Origin of the sequence: Dongia sp., assembly GCF_041910485.1 — a bacterium.
GTDB lineage: Bacteria > Pseudomonadota > Alphaproteobacteria > Dongiales > Dongiaceae > Dongia.
The window spans coordinates 18553-39494 of record NZ_JAYRQR010000019.1 but is presented as its reverse complement, the minus strand read 5'-3'; the positions used below and the strand labels follow the sequence as shown (position 1 = coordinate 39494).

Genomic DNA, 20942 nt, shown 5'->3' with positions numbered 1-20942 from the left:
GGACGCGCCGACATGAAACGCATGAGCTTTCGCCAATTGCTGCAGGAAATCCATCTGTGGCTGGCCCTGATCCTGTTCCTGCCGCTGGTGATCCTGGGGTTGACCGGTTCTCTCCTGGTCTATCACGACGATTTCGCGGACTGGTTCGGCAGCGCGGAGCCGCGCTATTCGCTGGCACAAGGGTCACCGGCACCGATCGGCGATCTCATTGCCGCAGCGAGCGCTGCGATGGGCGAAGGCGTGCGCCCATCGGCGGTGACGTTGCCGGCTGGCGGCAATGAACCAGCTACCATCCGCTTCGCCCGCGCCAATACCAACCAGGGTGGCCAGAATCAAGGTGGCCAGAATCAGGGTGGTCAGAATCAGGGTGGACAAAGCCAGGGTGCCCCAAATCAGGGACCGGCCATGATGATGGGTGGCGGCCAGGTGAAGATCGATCCGGTGAGCCTTGTCGTGCTCGAGGTACAGAAGGGCGGCAATCGCGGCGGCGGTGGAGGTGGCTTTTTCGGCGTCATGCATCAATTGCACGGCTCATTGATGATCCCGGGCCTCGGGCGCGACATCGTCGGCTGGCTCGGCGTGGTGATGCTGTTCCTGGGCGTAAGCGGTCTCATCATCTGGTGGCCGCGTCCGGGTCAGTGGCGCCAGCAGCTCACCATCAAGCGCGGCGCGACGACGCTGCGCTTCAACCGCGATCTCCACAACACGTTCGGCTTCTGGGGATTGGCCGTCTTCGTGATCGTCAGTTTCACGGGCCTTTACATCGTCTATCCGCAACCGATCAACGCGGTGGTGGGGCTGGTTTCGCCAGTGCGTGATCTGCGGCCCAATGCCGTGACGGTGAAACCGCTGCCCGGTGCGACGCCCCTCGACCTCACGGCGGCCACAGGCCTCGCCGATGCCGCCGTGCCGGCGGATCTCACGCTGCAAAGCTTTTTCCTGCCGCAGCGGCCGGACCAGCCCTATCGCCTGAGCTATGCGCGGGCCGAGCAGGATTCCGCCCTCTTTAACATCGTTGTCTTCGTCGACCCCTGGGCGGGCCAAGTGATCGAAGTGCGCGATCCGCACGAACTTTCGGCCGGCGATACGTTCGCCTTCTACCAGCGCCCGCTCCATTACGGTTTCGGCTGGGGCCCGGTGTGGCAGTTCCTGGTCTTTCTCTCCGGCCTGTTGCCGCTGCTCTTCTCGATCACGGGCATCACCATGTGGTGGATGAAGCGTCAGCGCCGGAAGCGCGCGGCGATGCCCGTCCGCCAGCCGGCGGAGTAAGGTATTAAATGATATTGAAAATCATTCGCATGTCGGTCATAAAATCCCAGCAGCGGTGCCGAGCTGGGCGCCGGCAACGTAACGTGCTGAAAAATATGAAAATCACCTGCCTTCTCATCGCCTGTGGCCTTAGTCTTGCGGCGCTTCCTGCCACTGCGCAGGAAGTGGCGCCGCCTCAGCCAGCGGCTCCCTTGGAGGCGGCCAGCCCAGCGCCGACGGTCCAAGCCGACGGCACGGCGGCAGCCGTGCCCACTCCGGCGCCGGAGATCGCGCCGAATCAGGCCGGCGAGCCCATCCTCCTCGGGCCGGACGGGCAACCGCTGCCGGCGGAAGCCGCGGCGATCCTGCCTCACGATCTGTCGCCCTGGGGCATGTTCATGCAGGCCGATTGGATCGTGAAGGGGGTCATGATCGGTTTGGCCCTGGCCTCGATCGTGACCTGGACCGTCTGGCTGGTGACGAGCCTTGAACTGATGGCGGCCAAGCGCCGGGCGCGGCATCTGCGCGCGCATCTTGCTGCGGCGCCGTCATTGGTGTCCGCCCTGGGTAACGCCCCGGCCGCCCAGCATGCGGGCGCCGAATTGATGGCGGCCGCCGCCCGCGAGGTTGACCTCTCCGCCGACCTCCCGGCCGACGGCATCAAGGAACGCATCGCCTCGCGCCTCGAGCGGATCGAGGCGGCAGCGGCGCGCTATGCGACGCGCGGCACCGGCATCCTTGCCACCATCGGTTCGACGGCACCCTTTGTCGGCCTCTTCGGCACGGTCTGGGGCATCATGAATGCCTTCATCGGCATCTCGAAGGCGCAGACCACCAACCTCGCCGTGGTGGCACCCGGCATTGCCGAGGCGCTGCTCGCGACCGCCATCGGTCTCGTCGCCGCCATCCCGGCGGTGGTCATCTACAACAAATTCTCGCGCTCGATCTCGGGCTACCGTGCGCTCCTTGCCGATATTTCGGCCGAACTGCTGCGCCTGGTGAGCCGCGATCTCGACCGCGCGCGGGCGGGCCAACCAGCCGCCTATCGCGACGCGGCGGAATAGGGGCGGGCGATGGCGGTCAAGCTCAGCCACGGCGACGACGATCTCGACGTCAATCACGACATCAACGTGACGCCGTTCATCGACGTCATCCTGGTGCTTCTCATCATCTTCATGGTGGCGGCACCGCTTTCGACCGTCGATGTCCAGGTCGATCTGCCTGCCTCGACCGCAACGCCCGCGCCGCGCCCCGACAAGCCGCTCTTCCTCACCATCGATCAGCAATTGGGCTTGAGCCTCGGCAACAACAAAGTGCCGCGCGAAACCTTCGCCGATGCCCTCGAAGCGATCACCAAAGGCGACAAGGAGACGCGCATCTTCCTCCGCGCCGATGAGGAGGTGGCCTATGGCGAGATCATGGTCGTCATGAACATGCTGCGCGAAGTGGGCTATCTGAAGATCGCCCTGGTCGGCCTCGAACAGGCGCCGGCGGCAACGCCGGCACCCTAAGCGGGGGGAATATCGATGTCGCTCGCCGTCCAATCGCTTTCCCCGGCACCCGGTCGCGAGGCACCCCGCTGGGCGCTGGCCGGCATGCTGATGGCCGGCCTCCATGTCGGGGCGGCAGCGGCCGGGATCCTTTATTGGCATCGGCCACCGACCGAGATGATCCTGCCGCCGGCCACGATCATCGCCTTTGAACTGGCCCCGGCCCCCGTGGCACCACCACCCCCGCCGCGCGTCGAAGACATGCCGGAGATCGAACCGGTCATCGATCCGCCGCCGCCCATCACGGAGCTCGACATCATTCCGCCGGCACCGCCCGAGGTGAAAGTGGCTGTCGCCGTGCCGGAGAAGCCGAAGCCGGTGAAGAAAAAGAAGAAGCAGGAAAAAAAGAAAAAGAAGAAGATCGAGAAACCGGTCGAAGCGCCGGTTCCCCCGCAGGAATTCAAAACGGCGAGCGATGCGCCCTCAACCACGCAGGTCGAATCAGCACCCCAGCCGGTGACGGCCGCCGCACCCGTGGCAGCGGGCCCCACACCCGATGATGTCGCGCGCGTAAGCGAAGCCACGAACCGCTGGGAGCTTGCCTTCCGCAAGCATATCGAAAAGTACCGCCGCTATCCCAAATCCGCCCGGCGCAAGCATCAGGAAGGCTCGCCGGTCGTGAACTTCGTCTTCGACCGCTCGGGCGAGGTGATCGAGGTACGCGTCACCCGATCCTCGGGCGTCGACGTGTTGGATGATGAAGCGATCGCCACCTTCCAGCGCGCCTCGCCCCTGCCACCCCTCCCGCCGGAAATCGAAGGCTCTCGCCTGCAGCGCACCATCGCGCTCAATTTCAGTCTGAAGTGAACGTTGGCGCGATGTCGCGATAGCTCGCCTCACTCGGTGGTCCGGCGGCGATGCGGGCACTTGGGTTTGGCGCGTTTCGCCATTGTGCGGAAAAGATGGTGAAGCCGATCGGATCGGTGGGAGATGTGCCGTCGCGGCAAATCGGGCGGGATGACAAAGCGGCCAACGCCTCTCCTTCGGCCAACGCCGTCTCCATCGCCTTCAACCTGTCTGCCGATGAGGGTGAAGCAAGCTGCGGGGCGCGCTTGGGATGGTTGGTGTGGCAGTAGCTGGTGGCGGAACTCTCAATACGGCGCACGCCATCCGCGTCGCATTCGAGCCCGAGCCAACCGCCCGGGTCGGCGACCAGGTAATGCAGACCGGAGGCATGCGCGATGCGGCGCAGGAATCCCTTGCCCCGGGCGAGGTCCGGTTCGTCGAGAAAGCCGCGAATGACGCAGAGCGCCGGCAGGCCATCATTGCGGTGTGGCAACTGCAACAACGTGTTGCAGCAGATGGAAAGGCCCTGGTCGTTGATGCCGGTCATGCCGATGGTCCCGGCGAGCGTCGCCACCAATGCCGATCCGCCCTTCGCCTCTGTCTGTTCGTAGCGCAAAATCACTTGCAGCCCGTCCATCCAGCCGGTGATATCCAGATTCTGTCCGGACCAGACGGCACCCTTGTCGTCGCGGAAAGCGAAGCTGGTGCAGGCTTCGGCCTGCTTCTCGGCGAAGAACCACCATTGCTCGTCGGTGAGATTCAACGCGAAGACGTCGTCGAAATCTTGCGCAGCACCCTCGGCGATCCCGCAGAGTTCCTCCCATAGATGCGGCGTCCAGCGACGGATAGCGGCGGCAAGTTGCGTCTCGCCCAACAGGCGCCGCTGTGCCTCGCGATAGGGCAATTTGGTCTGTTTCTCCGTCTCGCTGCGCCAAAGATCGATATGACGCGCGATGAGGGCGCGTGCGGTCTCTCCATGCGCTTGTCCGCGCGCTCTGGCGCTGCCGCGCAGGTCGAGAATGGGGCAATCTGCTTTCATCGGGTTGTCATTCGGAGGTTGCGCGCGCGTCGTTGCATTTCGGCGGTGAGGGCGAGGACCAGCGCCGAAATGAGGATCAGAACGACCGCTGCGGCCGCGATCGCGGGGCTGATCGATTCACGGACGCCGCTGAAGATCTGGCGCGGCAAAGTGCGCTGCTCGGCGGTCGTGAGAAAGCTCGCGATCACCACCTCGTCGAAGGAGATGAGGAAAGCGACCAGCGCGCCGGTGCAGATGCCGGGCGCCACCAGCGGCACCAGGATGCGGCGGAAGGCATAGATCGGCCCGGCCCCCATCGAGGCGGCGGCGCGCATCAGCCCGCGATCGAAGCTCTTCAGGTTTGCCATCACCGTTGTCACCACGACCGGTGCCGCCAGCCCCGCATGAGCGAGGATGAGCGCCAGGCGCGAACCGATCAATCCCATCGTCGCGTAGAAGCTGAAGCAGGCAACACCCATGATGACAATCGGCAGCACCAGCGGCACGGAAATGAGCGCGAGCATCAGCTGCTTGCCGGGGAACCGTCCCCAAGTGAGGCCGATCGCCGCCAGCGTGCCGAGAAGCGTGGCGATCAATGTCGAGGCGGCGCCGATGATGAGGGAGTTGAGAAAAGCCCCGGTCCAGCGCGGATCGGTGAACACGGTCTCATACCATTGCCCCGACCAACCCGGCACCGGCAGCGTCAGCAACGAGCCGCTGGTGAGCGAGATCGGCACCATGATGGCGATCGGCGCCAGGATGAACAGAAGCACCAATCCGGTGTGGATCGCCGCCAATTGTGCGCGCAGACGCGGCCAGAAATGTATCACGCCTTCCTCCGGCCGACTCTCTGGAACGCGACCCAGGCAAGCATCGCAACGCCGAGAATGAGGAGGAGCTGCACCGCGAGCGCCGCGGCGAGGCCCCAGTTCAACGTCTTGTTGGTGAAGGAGGCCACATAGGAACTGAGCATCTGATCCTGCGGCCCGCCGATCAATGCCGGCGTGATGTAGTAGCCGAGCGCGAAGACGAACACGATGCCGGCCCCGGTGACGATGCCGGGGGCGATGAGCGGCAGCTGGATGCGCCAGTAAGTCTGCCACCAATTGGCACCGAGCGAACCGGCCGCGCGCACCAACTCCTTGGGCAGCTTCACCACCACAGCGAGGATGGAGAGGATCATCAGCGGCAGCAGAACCTGGACCATGGCGATATAGAGGCTGCCGCGCGTATAGACGAGGTGCAGCGGCTGGTCGATGACATGGAGGAACTGCAGCGCCGTATTCACCGGGCCCTCACCCTGCAGAATGATGATCCACGAGACGGTGCGCACCAGCAGCGATGTCCACAGTGGAAAAAGAACCAGCGCCAGCAGGATGCCGGCATAGGGCGGCTTCGCTGCCGCCAGCACATGCGCGACCGGCAAGGCGAGAAGGGCACAGAGCAGCGTGACGTTCAGGCTGATGATGATCGTGCGCCAGATGGCGGCACGAAAGATGGCGCGGTCCGCCGTGACCGAGACGATCGCGCCCGCGCCGTCGCGTTCGAGATCGAGCGATTGCAGCAGATAGAAATCGGTGAATTGGGAATGGCCGGTCTTGAACAGCGACCACAAGCGCGGGTCGGCAAGGCCGGGGAGTTTCGCGAGCAGCGTCGTCTTGACGACCTCCGGCGGCATGTCGGCAGCCATCATCGGCGTTACCGTGCCGCTCTTGATGATGAGATTGCGGCTGCCGGTCAGTTGCTGGTTGAGGCTTTGAGCCAGCTGCCCCAAGGTCTGCCGCTCGGCTGCGGCGCGCGTGTCGGCGGCGAAAGCGGCAAAGGCCGGGCCATCGGGGAGTGTTGCGCCCGGCTGCCATTCCGCGAGGCTTGCCGCTGTCAACGGCAGGTTCTTGGCGATCGCCGAATTATCGATGGCCCGCGCGAGAAACTGTCCCACGGGCAGGACCACGGTGACGAGAACGAAAACCAGGAGCGGCAGCACCAGGATGAAGAGCCGTGCATCGGCGCTGCCGAGCAGCCGAGAGAGAAGCGGGCGCCGTAACCGCGGCGCCCGCCCCAGGCTCTTCAGGGAAGTTGAATAGTCCGACAATGATCGACGAACGGTTTACTGCGCGAGCCAGGCTTGGAAACGCTGCTCGAGCGCTTCCTTGTTCTCTGCCCAGAACTCGGTGTCGTAGACCGCTCCATGCGGGAGGTTTGCGGCCGATGTCGGCAACCGCTGCTGCTCGGCCTCAGTCAGAAATTCGGCCGCTTTCTTGTGTCCGACGCCATAGGCGTAATAGCGCGGAAAGCCCGCCTGATTTTCCGGCTTGGCAAAGAACTCCAGGAATTTCGTGGCCTCGGCCGCGTGCGGGGCACCCTTCACCAGGGCCCACATGTCGGTGCCGTAGAAGAAACCGGCATCCCAGGCGATAACGAAGTTGGTCTTGTTCTTCTCATTTTCGGATGTGACCCGGGCATTGTAGAGGTCGGTCATCACCACCTCGCCCGCCGACAGATTTTGCAGTGCCTTGGTCGAACTGGTCCACCAGACGACATTCGGCTTGATCTTGTCCAGCATGGCGAAGGCCTTGTCGACGCCACCCGGCTTCTTGAGCTCGGTATAGACATCGGCCGGCGCCACGCCTGCCGCCATCATCGCATTCTCCAGCGTGTATTGTGCCTGCCCGAGGAGGCCGCGCTTGCCGGGGAACTTCTCCACGTCCCAGAACTCGGCCCAGCTCTTCGGTCCGTCCTTGATCTTGTTCCCGTCATAGACCATGACCGTCGCCCAGGTATCCGAGGCGATGCCGCACGGGTGGATGGTGCCGGGAAGATACTCGTCCTTCTGCGCATAGATGGCTTCGGGCAGCTTTTCGAAAAGCCCTTCGGCGCAACCGACCTCGAGCCCCGGCGCCTCGGTGCTGACCAGATCATAGACGATGGAATTGCTTTCGATCTGTGCGCGCAGCTTGGCGATCTCGCCTTCCCATTCGTCCAGCACCACCTTGATGCCGGATTCCTTGGTGAAGGGCTGGAACACGCCTTTGTCATAGGCCTCGTTCCAGGAACCGCCCCAGCCGACGGCGGTGAAACTCTCTTCAGCAGCCGCCGTGCCGGTGCCGGCGGCCACGACGGCGACGATTGCGGCCGCTGCCCAGATTGCCTTCTCTGTCATGATAGCCTCCTGCTGTTTGAGTGTTTTGATTATTGATTTGATCAAATGCTATGGCGGTGATATCGCTCTGTCAATGCCCGCTGCATTGGCAATATCTGCGCGCTTGGACAAGATTGTGGTGCAGCCGGCAGATGCGCATGTGAATGTTTGATCAAATAGGTGAGAGATGATTGCTGCTTCCCTCGGCGCCAACATCGAGCTCGACACCGCCATCGCGGACTCGCGCCAGCGCTTCACCGCCGCCAATCCGGCAAGCCTTGCCCGGCATCAGGCGGCCAAGCAGTCGCTGCCCGGCGGCAATACGCGCGCCGTGCTCTATTACGAGCCCTTTCCGCTGGCGATGACGGGCGGCGAGGGGAACCGCCTCACCGATCTCGACGGCCACACCTATGTCGATTTTGTCAGCGAATACACGGCCGGCCTTTACGGCCACCGCAATAGCTTGATTGCCGACGCCATCCGCAAGGTGGCCGATTCAGGCTGGGTGCTCGGCGCCCCCAATCCATACGAGGCGCGCCTTGGCGAGGCGATCGTGGCGCGCTTTCCGGCGATCGAGCGCGTGCGCTTCTGCAATTCGGGAACCGAAGCCAATCTGATGGCGCTGTCCACCGCGCGCGCCGTCACCGGGCGCCCCGGCATCCTCGCTTTCGAGGGCGGCTATCACGGCGGCATCCTCACTTTCGCGCATGGTGGATCGCCGCTCAATGCGCCCTATCCTTTCGTCCTCGGTCATTACAACGATGTGGCCGGTACCGTTGCGCTCATCCGGCAGCATGCGCGCGAGCTCGCCGCCGTGATCCTGGAGCCGATGATGGGCGGGGGCGGCTGCATTCCGGCCCGTCCGGAATTCCTCGCCATGCTGCGCGAGGAGACGGCCAAGGCTGGCATCCTCCTCATTCTCGATGAAGTAATGACCTCGCGCCTTTCTTATCGGGGTTATCACGGCAAGGTCGGGCTGAAGCCGGACCTGGTGTCCCTGGGGAAATATATCGGCGGCGGCTGCTCCTTCGGCGCCTTCGGCGGCCGGGCGGACATTCTCGATCGCTTCGACCCATCGTCGCCCAACGCCTTCGGTCATGGCGGCACCTTTAACAACAACATCTTCAGCATGGCGGCGGGATTTACCGGCTTTACCCAGGTCTTGACCGAATCGGCACTCACGCAAATGAATGAACTCGGCGACCAGCTGCGCGGGACGATGAACGATCTGTTGCGCCAACGTGGCGTCGCCGGCACGGTGACGGGTGTCGGTTCGCTGATGAACCTGCATTTCATCGACGGTGAGGTATCCTCGCCGCACGATGTCGATGCTGCCGACCCGCGTTACCTGCATCTGTGGCAGATGGAGATGCTGTTGCGCGGGCAATATGTGACCCCGCGTGGTATGATGGCACTGTCGCTGCCGTTCACGCGCGGCGACATCGATCGGTTTACAGGTATTTTTGATGATTTCCTCGCCGAACACCGCACTATTCTGCCGATCCGGCGCTAAGTTGCTTTGATCATGCCCCGAAAGCAGGGACCCGCGAAGACATCCAGCTTGCGTGCCAAGGCCACCCTGCGGCCGGCGCGCAAGGATGTTCCGCACGGGTCCACTCATGAAGAGATCTATGGGCGGCTGAAGAGCGCCATCATGTCGGCCCATTACGTGCCGGGCGAACGGCTGGTGGTCGCCAAGCTCGCCAAATATTTCGGCACCAGTCCGATGCCTATTCGGGAAGCCCTGCGCCGGCTGGTGGCGGAGCAGGCGCTGGAGAACACGCCCAATCGCGGCGTCGCCGTGCCGGAAATGACCGCAGCGCGCCTGATGGATCTGCGCCGCATCCGCTGCGAGATCGAGGGCAAGGCGGCGGATTGGGCCGCGCTGACCATCACCAAGAGCGAGTTGAAGCATCTTGAGGCGACGCAGGCGCAAATGAACGACCTGGCGCAGAAGAGCGCGCCGGAAGGCTATCTGGACCTCAATCTCGACTTCCATTTCACCATTTATCGTGCCGCGCGCTCGACGCTGCTGCTGCCGATCATCGAAAGCCTGTGGATGCAGGCTGGTCCCTGCCTTTCCATGATGCGGACCGACGCTGCCATCGGGCTTGGCATGGATCATCACGAAGCCATGATCGCCGCCTTGCGCCGCGGCGACGGCGCCACCGCGCGCGATGCGGTGCAGAAGGATATTTCCGAAGCGGCCGACGTCATTCTCCGGCTGCTGCCGCAATGAAAAATTGAAGACCGGGACCGAAACCAACGAGGATCAGGGGCATGTCGAACGTGGAAACAAGTAAGAAATCAAGCAAGAGCCGTAAGGTCATCATCACCTGTGCCGTTACCGGTTCGGTGCATACGCCGACAATGACGCCCTACCTCCCGATCACGCCGGACGAGATCGCGCGCGAATCGATCGCCGCGGCCGAGGCGGGTGCCTCCGTCATCCATCTCCACGCCCGCGATCCGAAGGATGGTCGGCCGACCCCCAATCCGGACGTCTTCATGCAGTTCCTCCCGCGCATCAAGCAGAATTGCGATGCCGTCATCAACATCACGACCGGCGGATCGCTCGGCATGTCGATGGACGATCGGCTGGCGGCCCCCTTGCGGGCCAAGCCGGAACTCTGCTCGCTCAACATGGGGTCGATGAATTTCGGCATCTTCCATGCCGCGGACAAGATCACCCAGTGGAAGCACGATTGGGAAAAACCCTATGTCGAGAAGACATACGACAACATCGTCAGCAACACCTTCGCCCAGATCGAGCGCGTCATCAGGGAACTCGGCGAAGGCTGCGGCACGCGTTTCGAATGCGAATGCTACGATGTGGGGCATCTCTACACGCTGGCGCATTTCCTCGACCGCAAGCTGTTGACGCCACCGCTCTTCGTGCAAACCATCTTCGGCGTGCTGGGTGGCATCGGTCCGCACCCGGAGGACCTCGCCCATATGCGCCGCACGGCTGACCGCTTGTTCGGGTCGGACTATCAATGGTCGATCCTCGCGGCCGGCAAGCACCAGATGGGCCTTGCCACGATGGGCGCCACGATGGGTGCCAACGTCCGCGTGGGGCTGGAAGACAGCATCTATCTGGGGCCGGGGGAACTGGCCAAGAGCAATGCCGACCAGGTCCGCAAGATCCGGGCAATCCTCGAAAACCTCTCGCTCGAGGTGGCGACCCCGGCCGAGGCGCGGTTGATGCTGAAACTGAAGGGTGGCGATCAGGTCGCGTTCTAGAAACGTTGGTTTTTAGGAACATTGACCGGCAGCTGTGAAAATTCATCGCCCCTGCTGTTGAAAATCCGCAAATTGCGCGGGCGGCGTTCATGTTGTTAGCTGTGCCTCACAGAAAGCAGCCGGAACGACCGCCCATGCCGCCACGCAATGATCGCCACATGGCGCTGACCGCCGACATGGTCGCGTGCTGCGAGCGCTTCGTGCCCGAACCCGGCCCGCGCGAGAATTTCGTCTATTTCAGCGACACCGATTACGCCCGGGCGGCGGCCGATCTCGCGGCGCAAGCCGGGTCCGGGCCGCTCTGGATCTTCGCCTATGGCTCGCTCATCTGGAAACCGGCCTTCACCGTGGCTGAGGAACGGCACGGTACGGCCTTGGGCTGGCACCGGCGCTTTTCCATGAAGCTCACGCGCTGGCGGGGAACACCCGAGCAGCCGGGCCTCATGCTGGCCTTGGAGCCCGGTGGTTCATGTGCCGGCATGTTGCTGCGGCTCCCCGATAGAGGGCTGGTCGACGAACTGACTCTGGCCCTGAAGCGCGAGATCGACGGCCCGGACGACCTCACCTATACGCGCTGGGTCTCGGTGCGCAGCGGGACGGAAACGGTGCGGGCACTCACCTTCTGGGCGCAGCCGAAGTACTTCCATTTCCCGCAACACCCGACACTGGAAGAAACGGCCTATCTGCTGGCCCGCGCCTGCGGGCATATCGGCTCCGGCGCCGCCTATCTCTACAACACGGTCCGCATCCTCTCCGAACACGGGATCCACGATCGCAATCTGTGGCGTCTCCAGGAGCTGGTGGCCGAGGAAATCGCGGCGCGAAGTCCCGGATGATCGTCCGCGCGCACGGCCCCGCATTGTAACCGTCGCCGTCATTGGCTAAGACTCAGGGGCACACTCTGGAGAGAAGCCCAATGAATGCGCCGGTCCCGCAGCCCTTTCCCTTCGTCGCCGTCAGCGGCACGCCCTTTGAGCGGGGCCAGCAATATGGCAAGGCCGTGCCGGACCGGGTGAAGCGCAGCATCGGCCTCTATGCCGGAACGCTCGATGAACTGGGACTCACCGCCGACGAAAAAGCGCGTCTCATCGGTCAATTCGCGCGCGAGATCTCGGCCTTCGGCCAACATTATCTCGACGAGATGCGTGGGATCGCCGATGGTGCCGGCGTGGCGCTCGACGACATCATTCTCGTCAATGCTCGGACCGAGATCGTGGCCGAGGCGCGGCGCCTCAAGAACCGCCCGGAGGCCGAGGACGACGCGGTCGACGGCTGTACCGGTGCCATCATCCTGCCCGAACGCAGCGCCACCGGGCGTCTTATCCACGGCCAGAATTGGGACTGGCGCGCCGAATGCGCCGAGACCGCCATCGTCCTGCGGGTGAGCCGCGAGGATGGCCCCGATTTCATGACCTTCGTCGAAGCGGGTGGCCTCGCGCGCTGCGGCATGAATGCGGCTGGCATCGCCATCACCGCGAACTATCTGGAATCGGAGCGCGACTACAAGCAATCCGGCATTCCGCTCGTCCTCATCCGCCGCAAGGTGCTGGAGCAGCGCCATTACGCGATGGCGCTGCGCATTGTGGCGGCGACGCCCAAGGCCTGTTCCAACAACATGATGGTCAGCACGGCGGAAGGGTGGGGCATCGATTTCGAATGCGCGCCGGATGAAGTCTTCCCGCTCTATCCTGACAACGGGCTCATCGTGCATGCCAATCATTGGCTGAGCCCCGTGGCGCTTGCCAAGCTGAAGGATGTCGGGTTGCTCGGCGACAGCTTCTATCGCGACAAGCGCGTGGCCCAGTTGCTGGGTGGCGGCAAGATCTCACCGGACGATCTCAAGGCCGCTTTCTTCGACGATTTCGCCACCCCCTTTGCCGTCTGCCGCCCGGTCCTGCCCAACTCGGCTGGCGATCTTTCCGCCACCGTGGCAATGATCATCATGGATCCGGTCGCCGGCAGCATGGACGTGGCACCGCTGCCTGCTCATTGCCGCGACTTCACCCGCTACAGCCTCAAGGACGCGCCGGTGACCCTGGCGCGGGCCGCAGAATGAGCGAGCGTAAGCCGGCACCGACAGGCCCACGCCTGCGCGTGGTGATCGAACCCGAAGTCGCCATCGGTCCGGGCAAGGCCGATCTTCTCGAAGCCGTCCGCGACACCGGATCGATCTCAGCGGCGGGCCGCAAGCTCGGCATGAGCTATCGCCGCGCCTGGCTCCTCATCGACGAACTCAACCAGCATCTGGGGGCGCCCGTGGTCGAAGCCCAGACCGGCGGCGCCAAGGGTGGTGGTGCCTCGCTCACCGCAACCGGCGCCGAAGTGCTGACGCGCTATCGCAACATGGAAGCGGTCTGCCGCCAGGCCATCGCCGCCGACATGCAGGCCCTGCGCAACCTCATCCGCCGCAACCAGCGCCAGAAATAGGTATTGCAGCCTGCGGTCGCGCGATTTTTTCCCGTGCATTTTTCGGAGCGAATTTTCCGGGTGAATTTCCCGTCGACCCAGGTCTAAGCTTGCAACCGGCGGGAGACTTGACCGGGAAACGAGGTCGACATGCCGGCACGAACAGCGCGTGCACTCAATGTGCGGCAGTATGGGGACGGTCCCGATGTCCTTGTCCTCGCGCATGGCTTCGGCTGGAACCAATCGGTATGGGACCGCTATGTCGACATGCTCGCGCAAAGATACCGCGTCATCACTTACGACCTGGCCTGTGCCTACAGTGCGGATCCGTCCTTCTTCGACATGTCGCGACACCGCGAAATCGGCGGCTATATCGAGGATCTGATGCAGATCCTCGATCATCAGGCAGTGAAATCCTGCCGGTTCATCGGCCACTCGGTCAGCGGCATGATCGGGCTGCTCGCCTCGATCCGCCATCATGCCCGGTTCGATCAGGTCATCACCATCGCCGCATCGCCCTGCTATCTCAATCGCGAGGGATATCACGGCGGCTTCAGTGATGACGATTTGCGCAACCTACTCATCGCCGTGGACATGGATTATCGCAGCTGGGCCGAAGGCTATGCGCCCTATGCCGTGGATCGGCCGATGGGCGATGATGCAACCAGCAGTTTCCTGGATTGCCTTCTGGCCATGCGCAAGGATGTGACGTTGGCGACCGCGCAGATGATCCTCTATTGCGACTATCGCGATGCGATGGCCAGCGTCAGTGTGCCGACCGTGATCCTGCAGACGCAGATCGACCCTGCCGTGCCGCTGCCGGTCGCCATGTTTCTGCGCGACCATATCCGCGGCAGCCGGCTGGAGATCATCGAGGCAACCGGCCACATGCCTCATCTGACCTCCTACGAGATGGTGCGCGAGGCCCTCTGCCGGCATCTCGACATGGCGCCCGTACCGTAAAAACGTCAAATCACATGGAATAAACCGCAGGGCCGAATCAGGAAATTCACTGACGCTTATGGATGCTCCGGGCCGGGCAGCCATGCTAAGTTCCGCCCATGACTGGAATTCTCGTTCATGAACTGCCGACCGACGCGCTCGATGCCTTGCGCTGGGCGGCGGCGCTGCGGCCGGCGGGCGGGCTGTGTTTCCTCGACAGCGCTTTGTCGCATCGGGAGCTCGGCCGCTATTCGTTCGTCATGGCGGATCCGTTCCACCGTCTGGTTGCCAACGGCACGGCGCTTGCGCTGGACGGGCGCGAGGTCACGGGCGATCCCTTCGATCTCCTTGCCGACCTCATGGCGCGCTATGCACAGCAGAATTTGACGGGCCTGCCGCCATTCCAGGGTGGGCTTGCCGGTTCCTTCGGCTATGGGCTGCGCCATCATCTGGAAAAGCTGCCGCGCCACCGCCTCGATGATCAGCCGATCCCGGATCTCATTCTGGGTGCCTATGATCTTGTCGTCGCCATCGACCATGTGGCCGGGAAAGGCTGGCTCATCTCCAGCGGCCTGCCGGCCGAAGGTGCGGCCCGCGCGGCACGGGCGCGGGCGCGGATCGATTGGGCGCTGGCACTCTTCGCTTCCTCGTCCACGCCGTCGATTCAGTCGCATTGGGCGATCGCCGCCAGGCCCGATCTTGCCGGCGATGATTACAAAAGCATGGTTCGCCGCACGATCGAGTATATCGAGGCCGGCGACATCTATCAGGCCAACATCACGCAGCGTTTCCGCGCGCGGCTGCATGCCGGCATCGATCGTTTCGATCTCTATCAATCCTTGCGCCGTCGCAATCCTGCGACATTCGCGGCGTTTCTCGAGCATGGCGATACCGCTATCCTTTCCTCATCGCCCGAGCGTTTCCTCAGCTTGCGCGACGGCAAGGTCGAGACGCGGCCGATCAAGGGCACGCGCCCGCGCGGTCGCACCAGTGCCGAAGATGCCGCTTTGGCCGTGGAACTGCGCGCCAGTGAAAAGGACCGCGCCGAGAATTTGATGATCGTCGATCTCCTGCGCAACGATATCAGCCGTGTCTGCCACCCGGGCTCCGTGAAAGTGCCGGTGCTCTGGGGGCTGGAGAGCTACGCCACCGTCCATCATCTGGTCTCGGTTGTGACGGGCGAGATGTTGCAGGATCGGAATGCGGTCGACCTGTTGCGCGCGACTTTCCCCGGTGGGTCCGTCACGGGTGCCCCGAAGATTCGCGCGATGGAGATCATCGCCGAACTCGAACCCACCGCGCGCGGTCCCTATTGCGGCGCCATCGGCTATCTCGGCTTCGATGGCAGTCTCGATACCAACATCGTCATCCGCACTTACTGTGTGAAGGGCGATGACCTCACCTTCCAGGTCGGCGGCGGCATCGTCGCCGACAGCGACCCCGCGCTGGAACTTGAGGAAAGCCTCACCAAGGCGAAGGCCTTGATCGAGACCCTTGCTTCGGGTGGGGCGGTGAAGGAAGAGGTCGGGGGGTCGGCGGCATGATGCTCTGGATGAACGGCGCGCTGCTCCCTGCCGATCAGGCCCGGATCGATCCGCGGGATCGCGGTTTCACGCTGGGTGATGGGCTCTTCGAGACTCTGGTCGCACTCGATGGGCATCCCATTGATCTGCCGCAGCATTTGGAGCGCCTCGCACATGGGGCGATGGTGCTGGAATTGCCGCTTCCCGTCGAGGCCACCGAGATTGCGACAGCTATCGGCCAAGTGCTTGAGGCGAATGGGTTTTCAAGCGGGCGCGCAGCCTTGCGGGTGACCGTCTCACGCGGTGTTGGCTCGCGCGGGCTGCTGATGCCGCTCGACCCAAGGCCCAATATCGTCATCACGGCGGGCGCCTTCCCACCGGTCCCAACCCATCTCGATGCCGCGACGGTGCCGATCCGGCGCAATGAAGGCTCGCCGCTCTCGCGCATCAAGTCATTGAACTATCTGGATAATGTGTTGGCGCAGCAGCAGGCGCAGGCAGCTGGTGCCCATGAAGCCCTGATGCTCAACAACCGCGACCGGGTGGCCGGCTTCGCCCGCGGCAACCTCTTCGCGCTCATCGGGGAGAAGTGGGTGACACCGCCGCTGGTGGATGGGGTCCTCGACGGCATTACCCGGGCCCGGATCCTCAAAAACGGCAAAAAAGCGGGTTTGGACGTCTCCGAAAGCACCCTGGAAAGGGCCGATTTGGACACCGTTTCCGCCCTCTTTATTTCCAACTCCCTGCTCGGATGCGTGCCGATCGCCCGTCTGGACGGGGCGGAGATGCGCCTTGACCCCCAGATCATCGATCAGATCGGCGCTCTACTGATCGACTAGATTAATCGATCTCGCGCCACTAATCGACCCAGTCGATCATTAGAATTGGAATTTGCCACTGGCATCCGAGCGCCAACCGCCTCATATTTTGCACATGAGAATGATTTGCAATTGGAGGCCGAGATGCTCCGTGACCTGATCAAGACCGCAACCTTCGCCAGCCTGCATTTCACCGTCGGCTTCGGCGTCGCCTACCTGATCTCCGGCTCGCTGCCGGTGGCACTCGGCGTCGCCATGATCGAGCCGGCGGTCAACACGGTGGTCTTCTTCCTGCACGAACGCGTGTGGCAGCGCATCGGCAACCCGGAACCGGGTCGCAGCGGCGGCCCCCGGGTCGAGGACCATCATGATTTCAGCATGCTGCGCAGGCTGGTGCAGGCGGGCTGACCTCGACTAGCATGCCGCCCGCATAACAAGGGGCGGCATGATGGGCGATGTGATGAGCGAATTGCGCGCGGCACTGGGTGCCGGCGCGGTGTTGAGCGGCAGTGAGATCGGGGCGAAGCATCGTTCCGACATGAGCATGACGGGAACGGAGCTGCCGCGGGCGCTCATCCGCCCCCGCAACACGGAAGAGGTCGCGGCCGCCCTGCGCATCTGCAATGCGCACGGTGCCAGCGTCGTGCCGCAGGGTGGCCTTACCGGGCTTGCCGGCGGCGCCAATGCACGGGCAGGAGACATTGCTTTGTCGCTCGATCTCCTCAATGGTGTCGAAGAGCTGGATGCGGAAGCGGGCACGCTCACCGTGCTGGCCGGGACGCCGCTTGAACGCGCGCAGGCGGCCGCAGCGGAAGCGGGCTTCCTGCTGCCGCTCGATCTGGGGAGCCGCGGCACGGCGCAAGTGGGCGGGAATCTCTCGACAAATGCCGGCGGCAACCGCGTCATCCGCTATGGCATGGCGCGGGCGCAGGTGCTGGGACTTGAGGCAGTGCTGGCCGACGGCACGATCCTCACCAACCTCAACAAGATGCTGAAGAACAATGCCGGCTTCGATCTGAAGCAGCTCTTCATCGGCAGCGAGGGGACGCTGGGCATCATCACGCGGATCGTCTTCCGCCTGCGACCGCTGCCGCAAAGCACCAATTCGGCCTTCTGCGCGCTGCCGAGCTTCGCGGCCGTTCTCGACCTGCTGCGCCGCGCGGAAAGGGACCTCGGCGGTGCCGCTGCGTTCGAGGCGATGTGGCCCGATTTCTATCGCTTCGTGAGCGCGCATCCGATGACCAAGTCGCAGCCGCTGTCACCCGATCATCCTTTCTATGTCCTCATTGAACAACAGGGGCTCGATGCGGCCGGCGATGCGGCACGCTTTGAGGCTTTCCTGGGCGAAGCCCTCGAAGCGGAAACCCTGGTCGATGCCGTCATCGCGCAGAACGAAAAGGAAGCGCAGAGCTTCTGGCGGGTGCGCGAAGGCTATGCGCTCGACACACTCAAGGACATCGTCAATTTCGACGTCAGCCTGCCCATCGGCCGCATCGGCGCTTTCGCGGAAACTTGCCGCGCGCGCCTTGAGGCAAAATGGCCGGGCGGGCACTTCTTCTTCTATGGCCATATCGGCGACAGCAATTTGCACATCACAACCTGCGTCGAGTACCGGCCCAGCGAAGGAATGCACGATGTCGACGAACTGATCTATGCGACAGTGCGCGACTTCAACGGCTCGGTCTCGGCCGAGCATGGCATCGGGACACTGAAGAAGGATTATCTGGGCTATTCGCGGTCGCCGGAGGAAATCGAGATCATGCGGCGGATCAAGGGCGCGCTCGATCCCAAGGGGATTCTCAATCCGGGGAAGGTCATCTAAATCGTTCGGCGTTGCAGGTCGGTCCGAAACCGCGGCAGCAAGCGCCCTTGATAGCCGGTCGGTTCCGAGCCGGTGCGGATGGCGCCCATCGCGGCGTAGAAGGCGGCGGCGTGGGGATCGGAATCGATGACGAGGTGGTGGGCGCCGAGACCAGCGGCGAGGGCGAGGGCCTTGGTGTAGAGGGCGCGACCGATGCCGCTGCGCATATGCGCGGGATCGACAAAGAGCAGGGTCAAATCGGCGACGGTGGCGTCGAGCGGGTCCACTTCGACGATGCCGCAAGGCCGGTCCGTGGCATCGACGGCGACCCAGACGCGGCCGGCCGAAACAGAGTCCGGATTCACGCGGATCTGGTCGCGGACCTGAGCCATGAAGTCGGCATCGTAGCCCCAATGCGCTTTGGCGCGGAAGCAGATGTCGTCGAGCGTGGTGCGCTCGTCAGATCGTGCTGGGCGGAGAGTGAAGGCGTGTTGCGTCAAATCATCTCCAACGGGACCGGCCGTCCAGGCACCGGGAAGGCGGCGTCGATCTCGGACAGATCTGCCGGTGTCAGCGCAATGTCGCCAGCGGCCGCATTTTCCTTGAGGCGCGTGATATTGCTGCTTTTCGGCACGGCGAAGGAGAGCGGGTTGCGGGTGCTCCACGCCAGCATGATCTGCGCCACCGTCGCATTGTGGCGCCGGGCGATCGGTTCGAGCTTTTTGAAGCCGGTCAGATCGCCCTGGGCCAGCGGGCAATATGCCATCAACGCGACCTTCGCCCGCGCCATCGCGGGGGCAAGATCGAGTTCCGGGCCGCGCACGCCGACATTGTAGAGGATCTGGTTGGCGACGGTCGCCTCGGCGCCGGGGAGGGCCATCCATTCCCGCATGTCATTGACGTCGAGATTGCTGACGCCAAAGGCGCGGATCTTGCCCTGTGCCTTCAAGTCGAGGAGCGCCTGCAACGTGTCTGCGAGCGGGTAGCTGCCGCGCCAATGCAACAGATAGAGATCCATATGATCGGTGCCGAGGCGCTTCAGGCTCTGCTCGCAGGCCTTGACGGTTCCGGCACGGCTGGCATTGCTGGGGAGGACCTTGCTGACCAGATAGACGCGGTCGCGCCGGCCCTTGAGGGCCTCGCCCACCACTTCCTCGGCGCCGCCGCTGCCATACATTTCGGCGGTGTCGATGAGGGTGAGGCCGAGATCTACCCCTGCCTGGAGCGCCTTGACCTCGGTCGCGCGCTCGCCGCCCCGCTCACCCATCCGCCAGGTTCCCTGGCCAATGACCGGAATTTCTGTACCGTCATTGAGGACGATCCGCCGCATGGTGCTTTTCCTTGTCGTTTTCGTAAGGTTCGCGGCGCTTTCGGGCAACCCGGAAGACCGTTTCCGCTTCACTCTAGCGCGCGTTCCCTCCCACAGCTATCATCCGGTCATGCCAAACATCTTTCTCATCTCCCTCATAATCTTCATGGGCCTTACCCTGGTCTCGCTGCTGGTCGGCGTGTTCTCGATGGGCAAAGGCGGCGATTTCAACAAGCGCAACGCCAACAAGCTGATGCGCCTGCGCGTCATCTTCCAGGCCGGCGCCGTGGTGAGCTTCGTGCTCTATCTACTGACCCGCAACGGTTAGAGCCGGCATGGTCCAACTGACCCGCATCTACACCAAGGGCGGCGACAAGGGGTCGACGTCGCTGGGCTCGGGCAAACGGGTCAAGAAGCACGATCTGCGCGTGGCCGCCTATGGCACCGTGGACGAAGCCAATGCCGCGATCGGCGTGGCGCGCCTGCATACCAGTGGCGACCTGGATGCGATGCTGAACCGCATCCAGAACGATCTCTTCGATCTCGGGGCAGATCTCTGCCAACCGGAAGACCCTACCGACTATCCGCCCTTGCGCGTGGTCGAGGCGCAGGTCGAGCGGCTGGAGCAGGAGATCGACCGGCTGAATGCAGAACTGGAGCCACTGAAAAGCTTCGTATTGTCCGGGGGTACGCCGGCGGCGGCCTATCTGCACCTTGCCCGCACGGTGGCACGCCGCGCCGAGCGCGACATCACCGCGCTGATGGATCACGAGAGCATCAACCCGGCGGCCCTCCGTTACATCAATCGACTGTCCGACCTGCTTTTCGTCATGGCCCGCCATGCCAACGACAAGGGACAGGCCGATGTTCTGTGGGTGCCGGGGAAGAACCGGTAGCCCGAATTTGGGGCGATGTGCCGGTGCGGTATGACTCGGCCCTTGCCCAAATTCTTCGCAGCGTTTGCCTATCCAAGCTGCATCCAGCTCGGTCAATTGGCTTCATGGAACGGTTAATGCGGCTCATCCATGCGTCCCCGAAGTCATTGATATTTCGCACTTAAGCGCAAGTTTGCCGTTTACGGACGAGTTCCCTGGCCTCGTTGACACAAAGATGCCATGCCCCTATTTTGCGCATGCGAAATTTCTGCCTCGCCATCGCT

At 63.4% G+C, this 20942-nt stretch carries 23 protein-coding genes; 17 read left to right on the top strand and 6 right to left on the bottom strand.

Annotated features, from left to right (window positions below; genetic code table 11):
* The first annotated feature begins 12 nt into the window (after positions 1 to 12).
* The 4 genes from ACE3PP_RS06155 (at position 13) to ACE3PP_RS06140 (ending at position 3605) form a co-directional block, all read left to right on the top strand.
* Positions 13 to 1269, top strand: coding sequence for a PepSY-associated TM helix domain-containing protein (locus ACE3PP_RS06155; protein ID WP_374379236.1), 1257 nt, complete (start codon positions 13 to 15; stop codon positions 1267 to 1269).
* Positions 1270 to 1364: 95 nt separating this feature from the next.
* Entirely contained in the window at positions 1365 to 2312 is a 948-nt protein-coding gene (gene exbB, locus ACE3PP_RS06150) for a tonB-system energizer ExbB (RefSeq protein WP_374379233.1), read from the top strand.
* Positions 2313 to 2321: 9 nt separating this feature from the next.
* Entirely contained in the window at positions 2322 to 2759 is a 438-nt protein-coding gene (exbD, locus tag ACE3PP_RS06145; protein WP_374379231.1) for a TonB system transport protein ExbD, read from the top strand.
* A 15-nt stretch (positions 2760 to 2774) separates the two neighbouring features.
* Positions 2775 to 3605, top strand: coding sequence for an energy transducer TonB (locus ACE3PP_RS06140; RefSeq protein ID WP_374379228.1), 831 nt, complete (start codon positions 2775 to 2777; stop codon positions 3603 to 3605).
* Here ACE3PP_RS06140 and ACE3PP_RS06135 read toward each other — a convergent pair.
* Genes ACE3PP_RS06135 through ACE3PP_RS06120 form a run of 4 tightly spaced genes read right to left on the bottom strand, consistent with a single transcriptional unit; the run spans position 3592 to position 7762 of the window.
* A complete protein-coding gene (locus ACE3PP_RS06135) occupies positions 3592 to 4623 on the bottom strand; it encodes a C45 family autoproteolytic acyltransferase/hydolase (protein ID WP_374379225.1) in 1032 nt (343 codons plus the stop codon). The two genes, ACE3PP_RS06140 and ACE3PP_RS06135, sit on opposite strands and share 14 nt — an antisense overlap.
* Positions 4620 to 5432, bottom strand: coding sequence for an ABC transporter permease (locus ACE3PP_RS06130; protein ID WP_374379222.1), 813 nt, complete (start codon positions 5430 to 5432; stop codon positions 4620 to 4622). The genes ACE3PP_RS06135 and ACE3PP_RS06130 overlap by 4 nt, the downstream gene beginning before the upstream one ends.
* A complete protein-coding gene (locus ACE3PP_RS06125) occupies positions 5429 to 6694 on the bottom strand; it encodes an ABC transporter permease (RefSeq protein WP_374379219.1) in 1266 nt (421 codons plus the stop codon). Before ACE3PP_RS06125 ends, ACE3PP_RS06130 begins: the two co-directional genes overlap by 4 nt.
* Before the next feature lie 15 nt (positions 6695 to 6709).
* Complete coding sequence (locus ACE3PP_RS06120) at positions 6710 to 7762, bottom strand: ABC transporter substrate-binding protein (RefSeq protein WP_374379216.1); 1053 nt, start codon at positions 7760 to 7762, stop codon at positions 6710 to 6712.
* A 166-nt stretch (positions 7763 to 7928) separates the two neighbouring features.
* On the opposite strand from ACE3PP_RS06120, the gene ACE3PP_RS06115 reads away from it, so the two are divergent.
* The 11 genes from ACE3PP_RS06115 to ACE3PP_RS06065 all read left to right on the top strand — a co-directional run bounded on the left by ACE3PP_RS06115 (position 7929) and on the right by ACE3PP_RS06065 (position 18495).
* Positions 7929 to 9254 carry an aspartate aminotransferase family protein gene (locus tag ACE3PP_RS06115; protein WP_374379213.1) on the top strand — a complete coding sequence of 442 codons (1326 nt, stop codon included), beginning with the start codon at positions 7929 to 7931 and terminating at the stop codon, positions 9252 to 9254.
* A gap of 48 nt (positions 9255 to 9302) precedes the next feature.
* The gene (locus tag ACE3PP_RS06110) at positions 9303 to 9980 is read left to right on the top strand and encodes a GntR family transcriptional regulator (protein WP_374379212.1); all 678 of its coding nucleotides are present in this window, start codon (positions 9303 to 9305) and stop codon (positions 9978 to 9980) included.
* Between the two features lie 41 nt (positions 9981 to 10021).
* The gene (locus tag ACE3PP_RS06105; RefSeq protein ID WP_374379209.1) at positions 10022 to 10984 is read left to right on the top strand and encodes a 3-keto-5-aminohexanoate cleavage protein; all 963 of its coding nucleotides are present in this window, start codon (positions 10022 to 10024) and stop codon (positions 10982 to 10984) included.
* Between the two features lie 134 nt (positions 10985 to 11118).
* Complete coding sequence (locus ACE3PP_RS06100; protein ID WP_374379206.1) at positions 11119 to 11820, top strand: gamma-glutamylcyclotransferase; 702 nt, start codon at positions 11119 to 11121, stop codon at positions 11818 to 11820.
* An 80-nt stretch (positions 11821 to 11900) separates the two neighbouring features.
* On the top strand, positions 11901 to 13040 hold the full coding sequence (locus ACE3PP_RS06095; RefSeq protein WP_374379204.1) for a C45 family autoproteolytic acyltransferase/hydolase: 1140 nt from the start codon (positions 11901 to 11903) through the stop codon (positions 13038 to 13040).
* The gene (locus ACE3PP_RS06090; protein ID WP_374379201.1) at positions 13037 to 13411 is read left to right on the top strand and encodes a winged helix-turn-helix domain-containing protein; all 375 of its coding nucleotides are present in this window, start codon (positions 13037 to 13039) and stop codon (positions 13409 to 13411) included. The genes ACE3PP_RS06095 and ACE3PP_RS06090 overlap by 4 nt, the downstream gene beginning before the upstream one ends.
* Before the next feature lie 129 nt (positions 13412 to 13540).
* Entirely contained in the window at positions 13541 to 14353 is an 813-nt protein-coding gene (locus tag ACE3PP_RS06085) for an alpha/beta fold hydrolase (RefSeq protein WP_374379199.1), read from the top strand.
* A 98-nt stretch (positions 14354 to 14451) separates the two neighbouring features.
* Entirely contained in the window at positions 14452 to 15876 is a 1425-nt protein-coding gene (gene pabB / locus ACE3PP_RS06080) for an aminodeoxychorismate synthase component I (protein ID WP_374379196.1), read from the top strand.
* On the top strand, positions 15873 to 16694 hold the full coding sequence (locus ACE3PP_RS06075) for an aminotransferase class IV (RefSeq protein ID WP_374379193.1): 822 nt from the start codon (positions 15873 to 15875) through the stop codon (positions 16692 to 16694). Before pabB ends, ACE3PP_RS06075 begins: the two co-directional genes overlap by 4 nt.
* Positions 16695 to 16817: 123 nt before the next feature.
* On the top strand, positions 16818 to 17081 hold the full coding sequence (locus ACE3PP_RS06070) for a DUF2061 domain-containing protein (protein WP_374379190.1): 264 nt from the start codon (positions 16818 to 16820) through the stop codon (positions 17079 to 17081).
* 52 nt (positions 17082 to 17133) lie between these two features.
* Complete coding sequence (locus ACE3PP_RS06065; RefSeq protein ID WP_374379187.1) at positions 17134 to 18495, top strand: FAD-binding oxidoreductase; 1362 nt, start codon at positions 17134 to 17136, stop codon at positions 18493 to 18495.
* On the opposite strand, the gene ACE3PP_RS06060 is transcribed toward ACE3PP_RS06065, so the two are convergent.
* Positions 18492 to 18974 carry a GNAT family N-acetyltransferase gene (locus ACE3PP_RS06060; protein ID WP_374379184.1) on the bottom strand — a complete coding sequence of 161 codons (483 nt, stop codon included), beginning with the start codon at positions 18972 to 18974 and terminating at the stop codon, positions 18492 to 18494. The genes ACE3PP_RS06065 and ACE3PP_RS06060 overlap by 4 nt on opposite strands.
* Positions 18971 to 19804, bottom strand: a complete 834-nt coding sequence (locus tag ACE3PP_RS06055) for an aldo/keto reductase (protein ID WP_374379181.1) — start codon at positions 19802 to 19804, stop codon at positions 18971 to 18973. The genes ACE3PP_RS06060 and ACE3PP_RS06055 overlap by 4 nt, the downstream gene beginning before the upstream one ends.
* Between ACE3PP_RS06055 and ACE3PP_RS06050 the strand changes: the two genes are divergently transcribed.
* Together ACE3PP_RS06050 and ACE3PP_RS06045 are read left to right on the top strand one after the other, a co-directional pair.
* A complete protein-coding gene (locus tag ACE3PP_RS06050; protein WP_374379179.1) occupies positions 19803 to 20111 on the top strand; it encodes a twin transmembrane helix small protein in 309 nt (102 codons plus the stop codon). The two genes, ACE3PP_RS06055 and ACE3PP_RS06050, sit on opposite strands and share 2 nt — an antisense overlap.
* Positions 20112 to 20118: 7 nt before the next feature.
* Positions 20119 to 20679 carry a cob(I)yrinic acid a,c-diamide adenosyltransferase gene (locus tag ACE3PP_RS06045; protein WP_374379176.1) on the top strand — a complete coding sequence of 187 codons (561 nt, stop codon included), beginning with the start codon at positions 20119 to 20121 and terminating at the stop codon, positions 20677 to 20679.
* Positions 20680 to 20942: the final 263 nt, after the last annotated feature.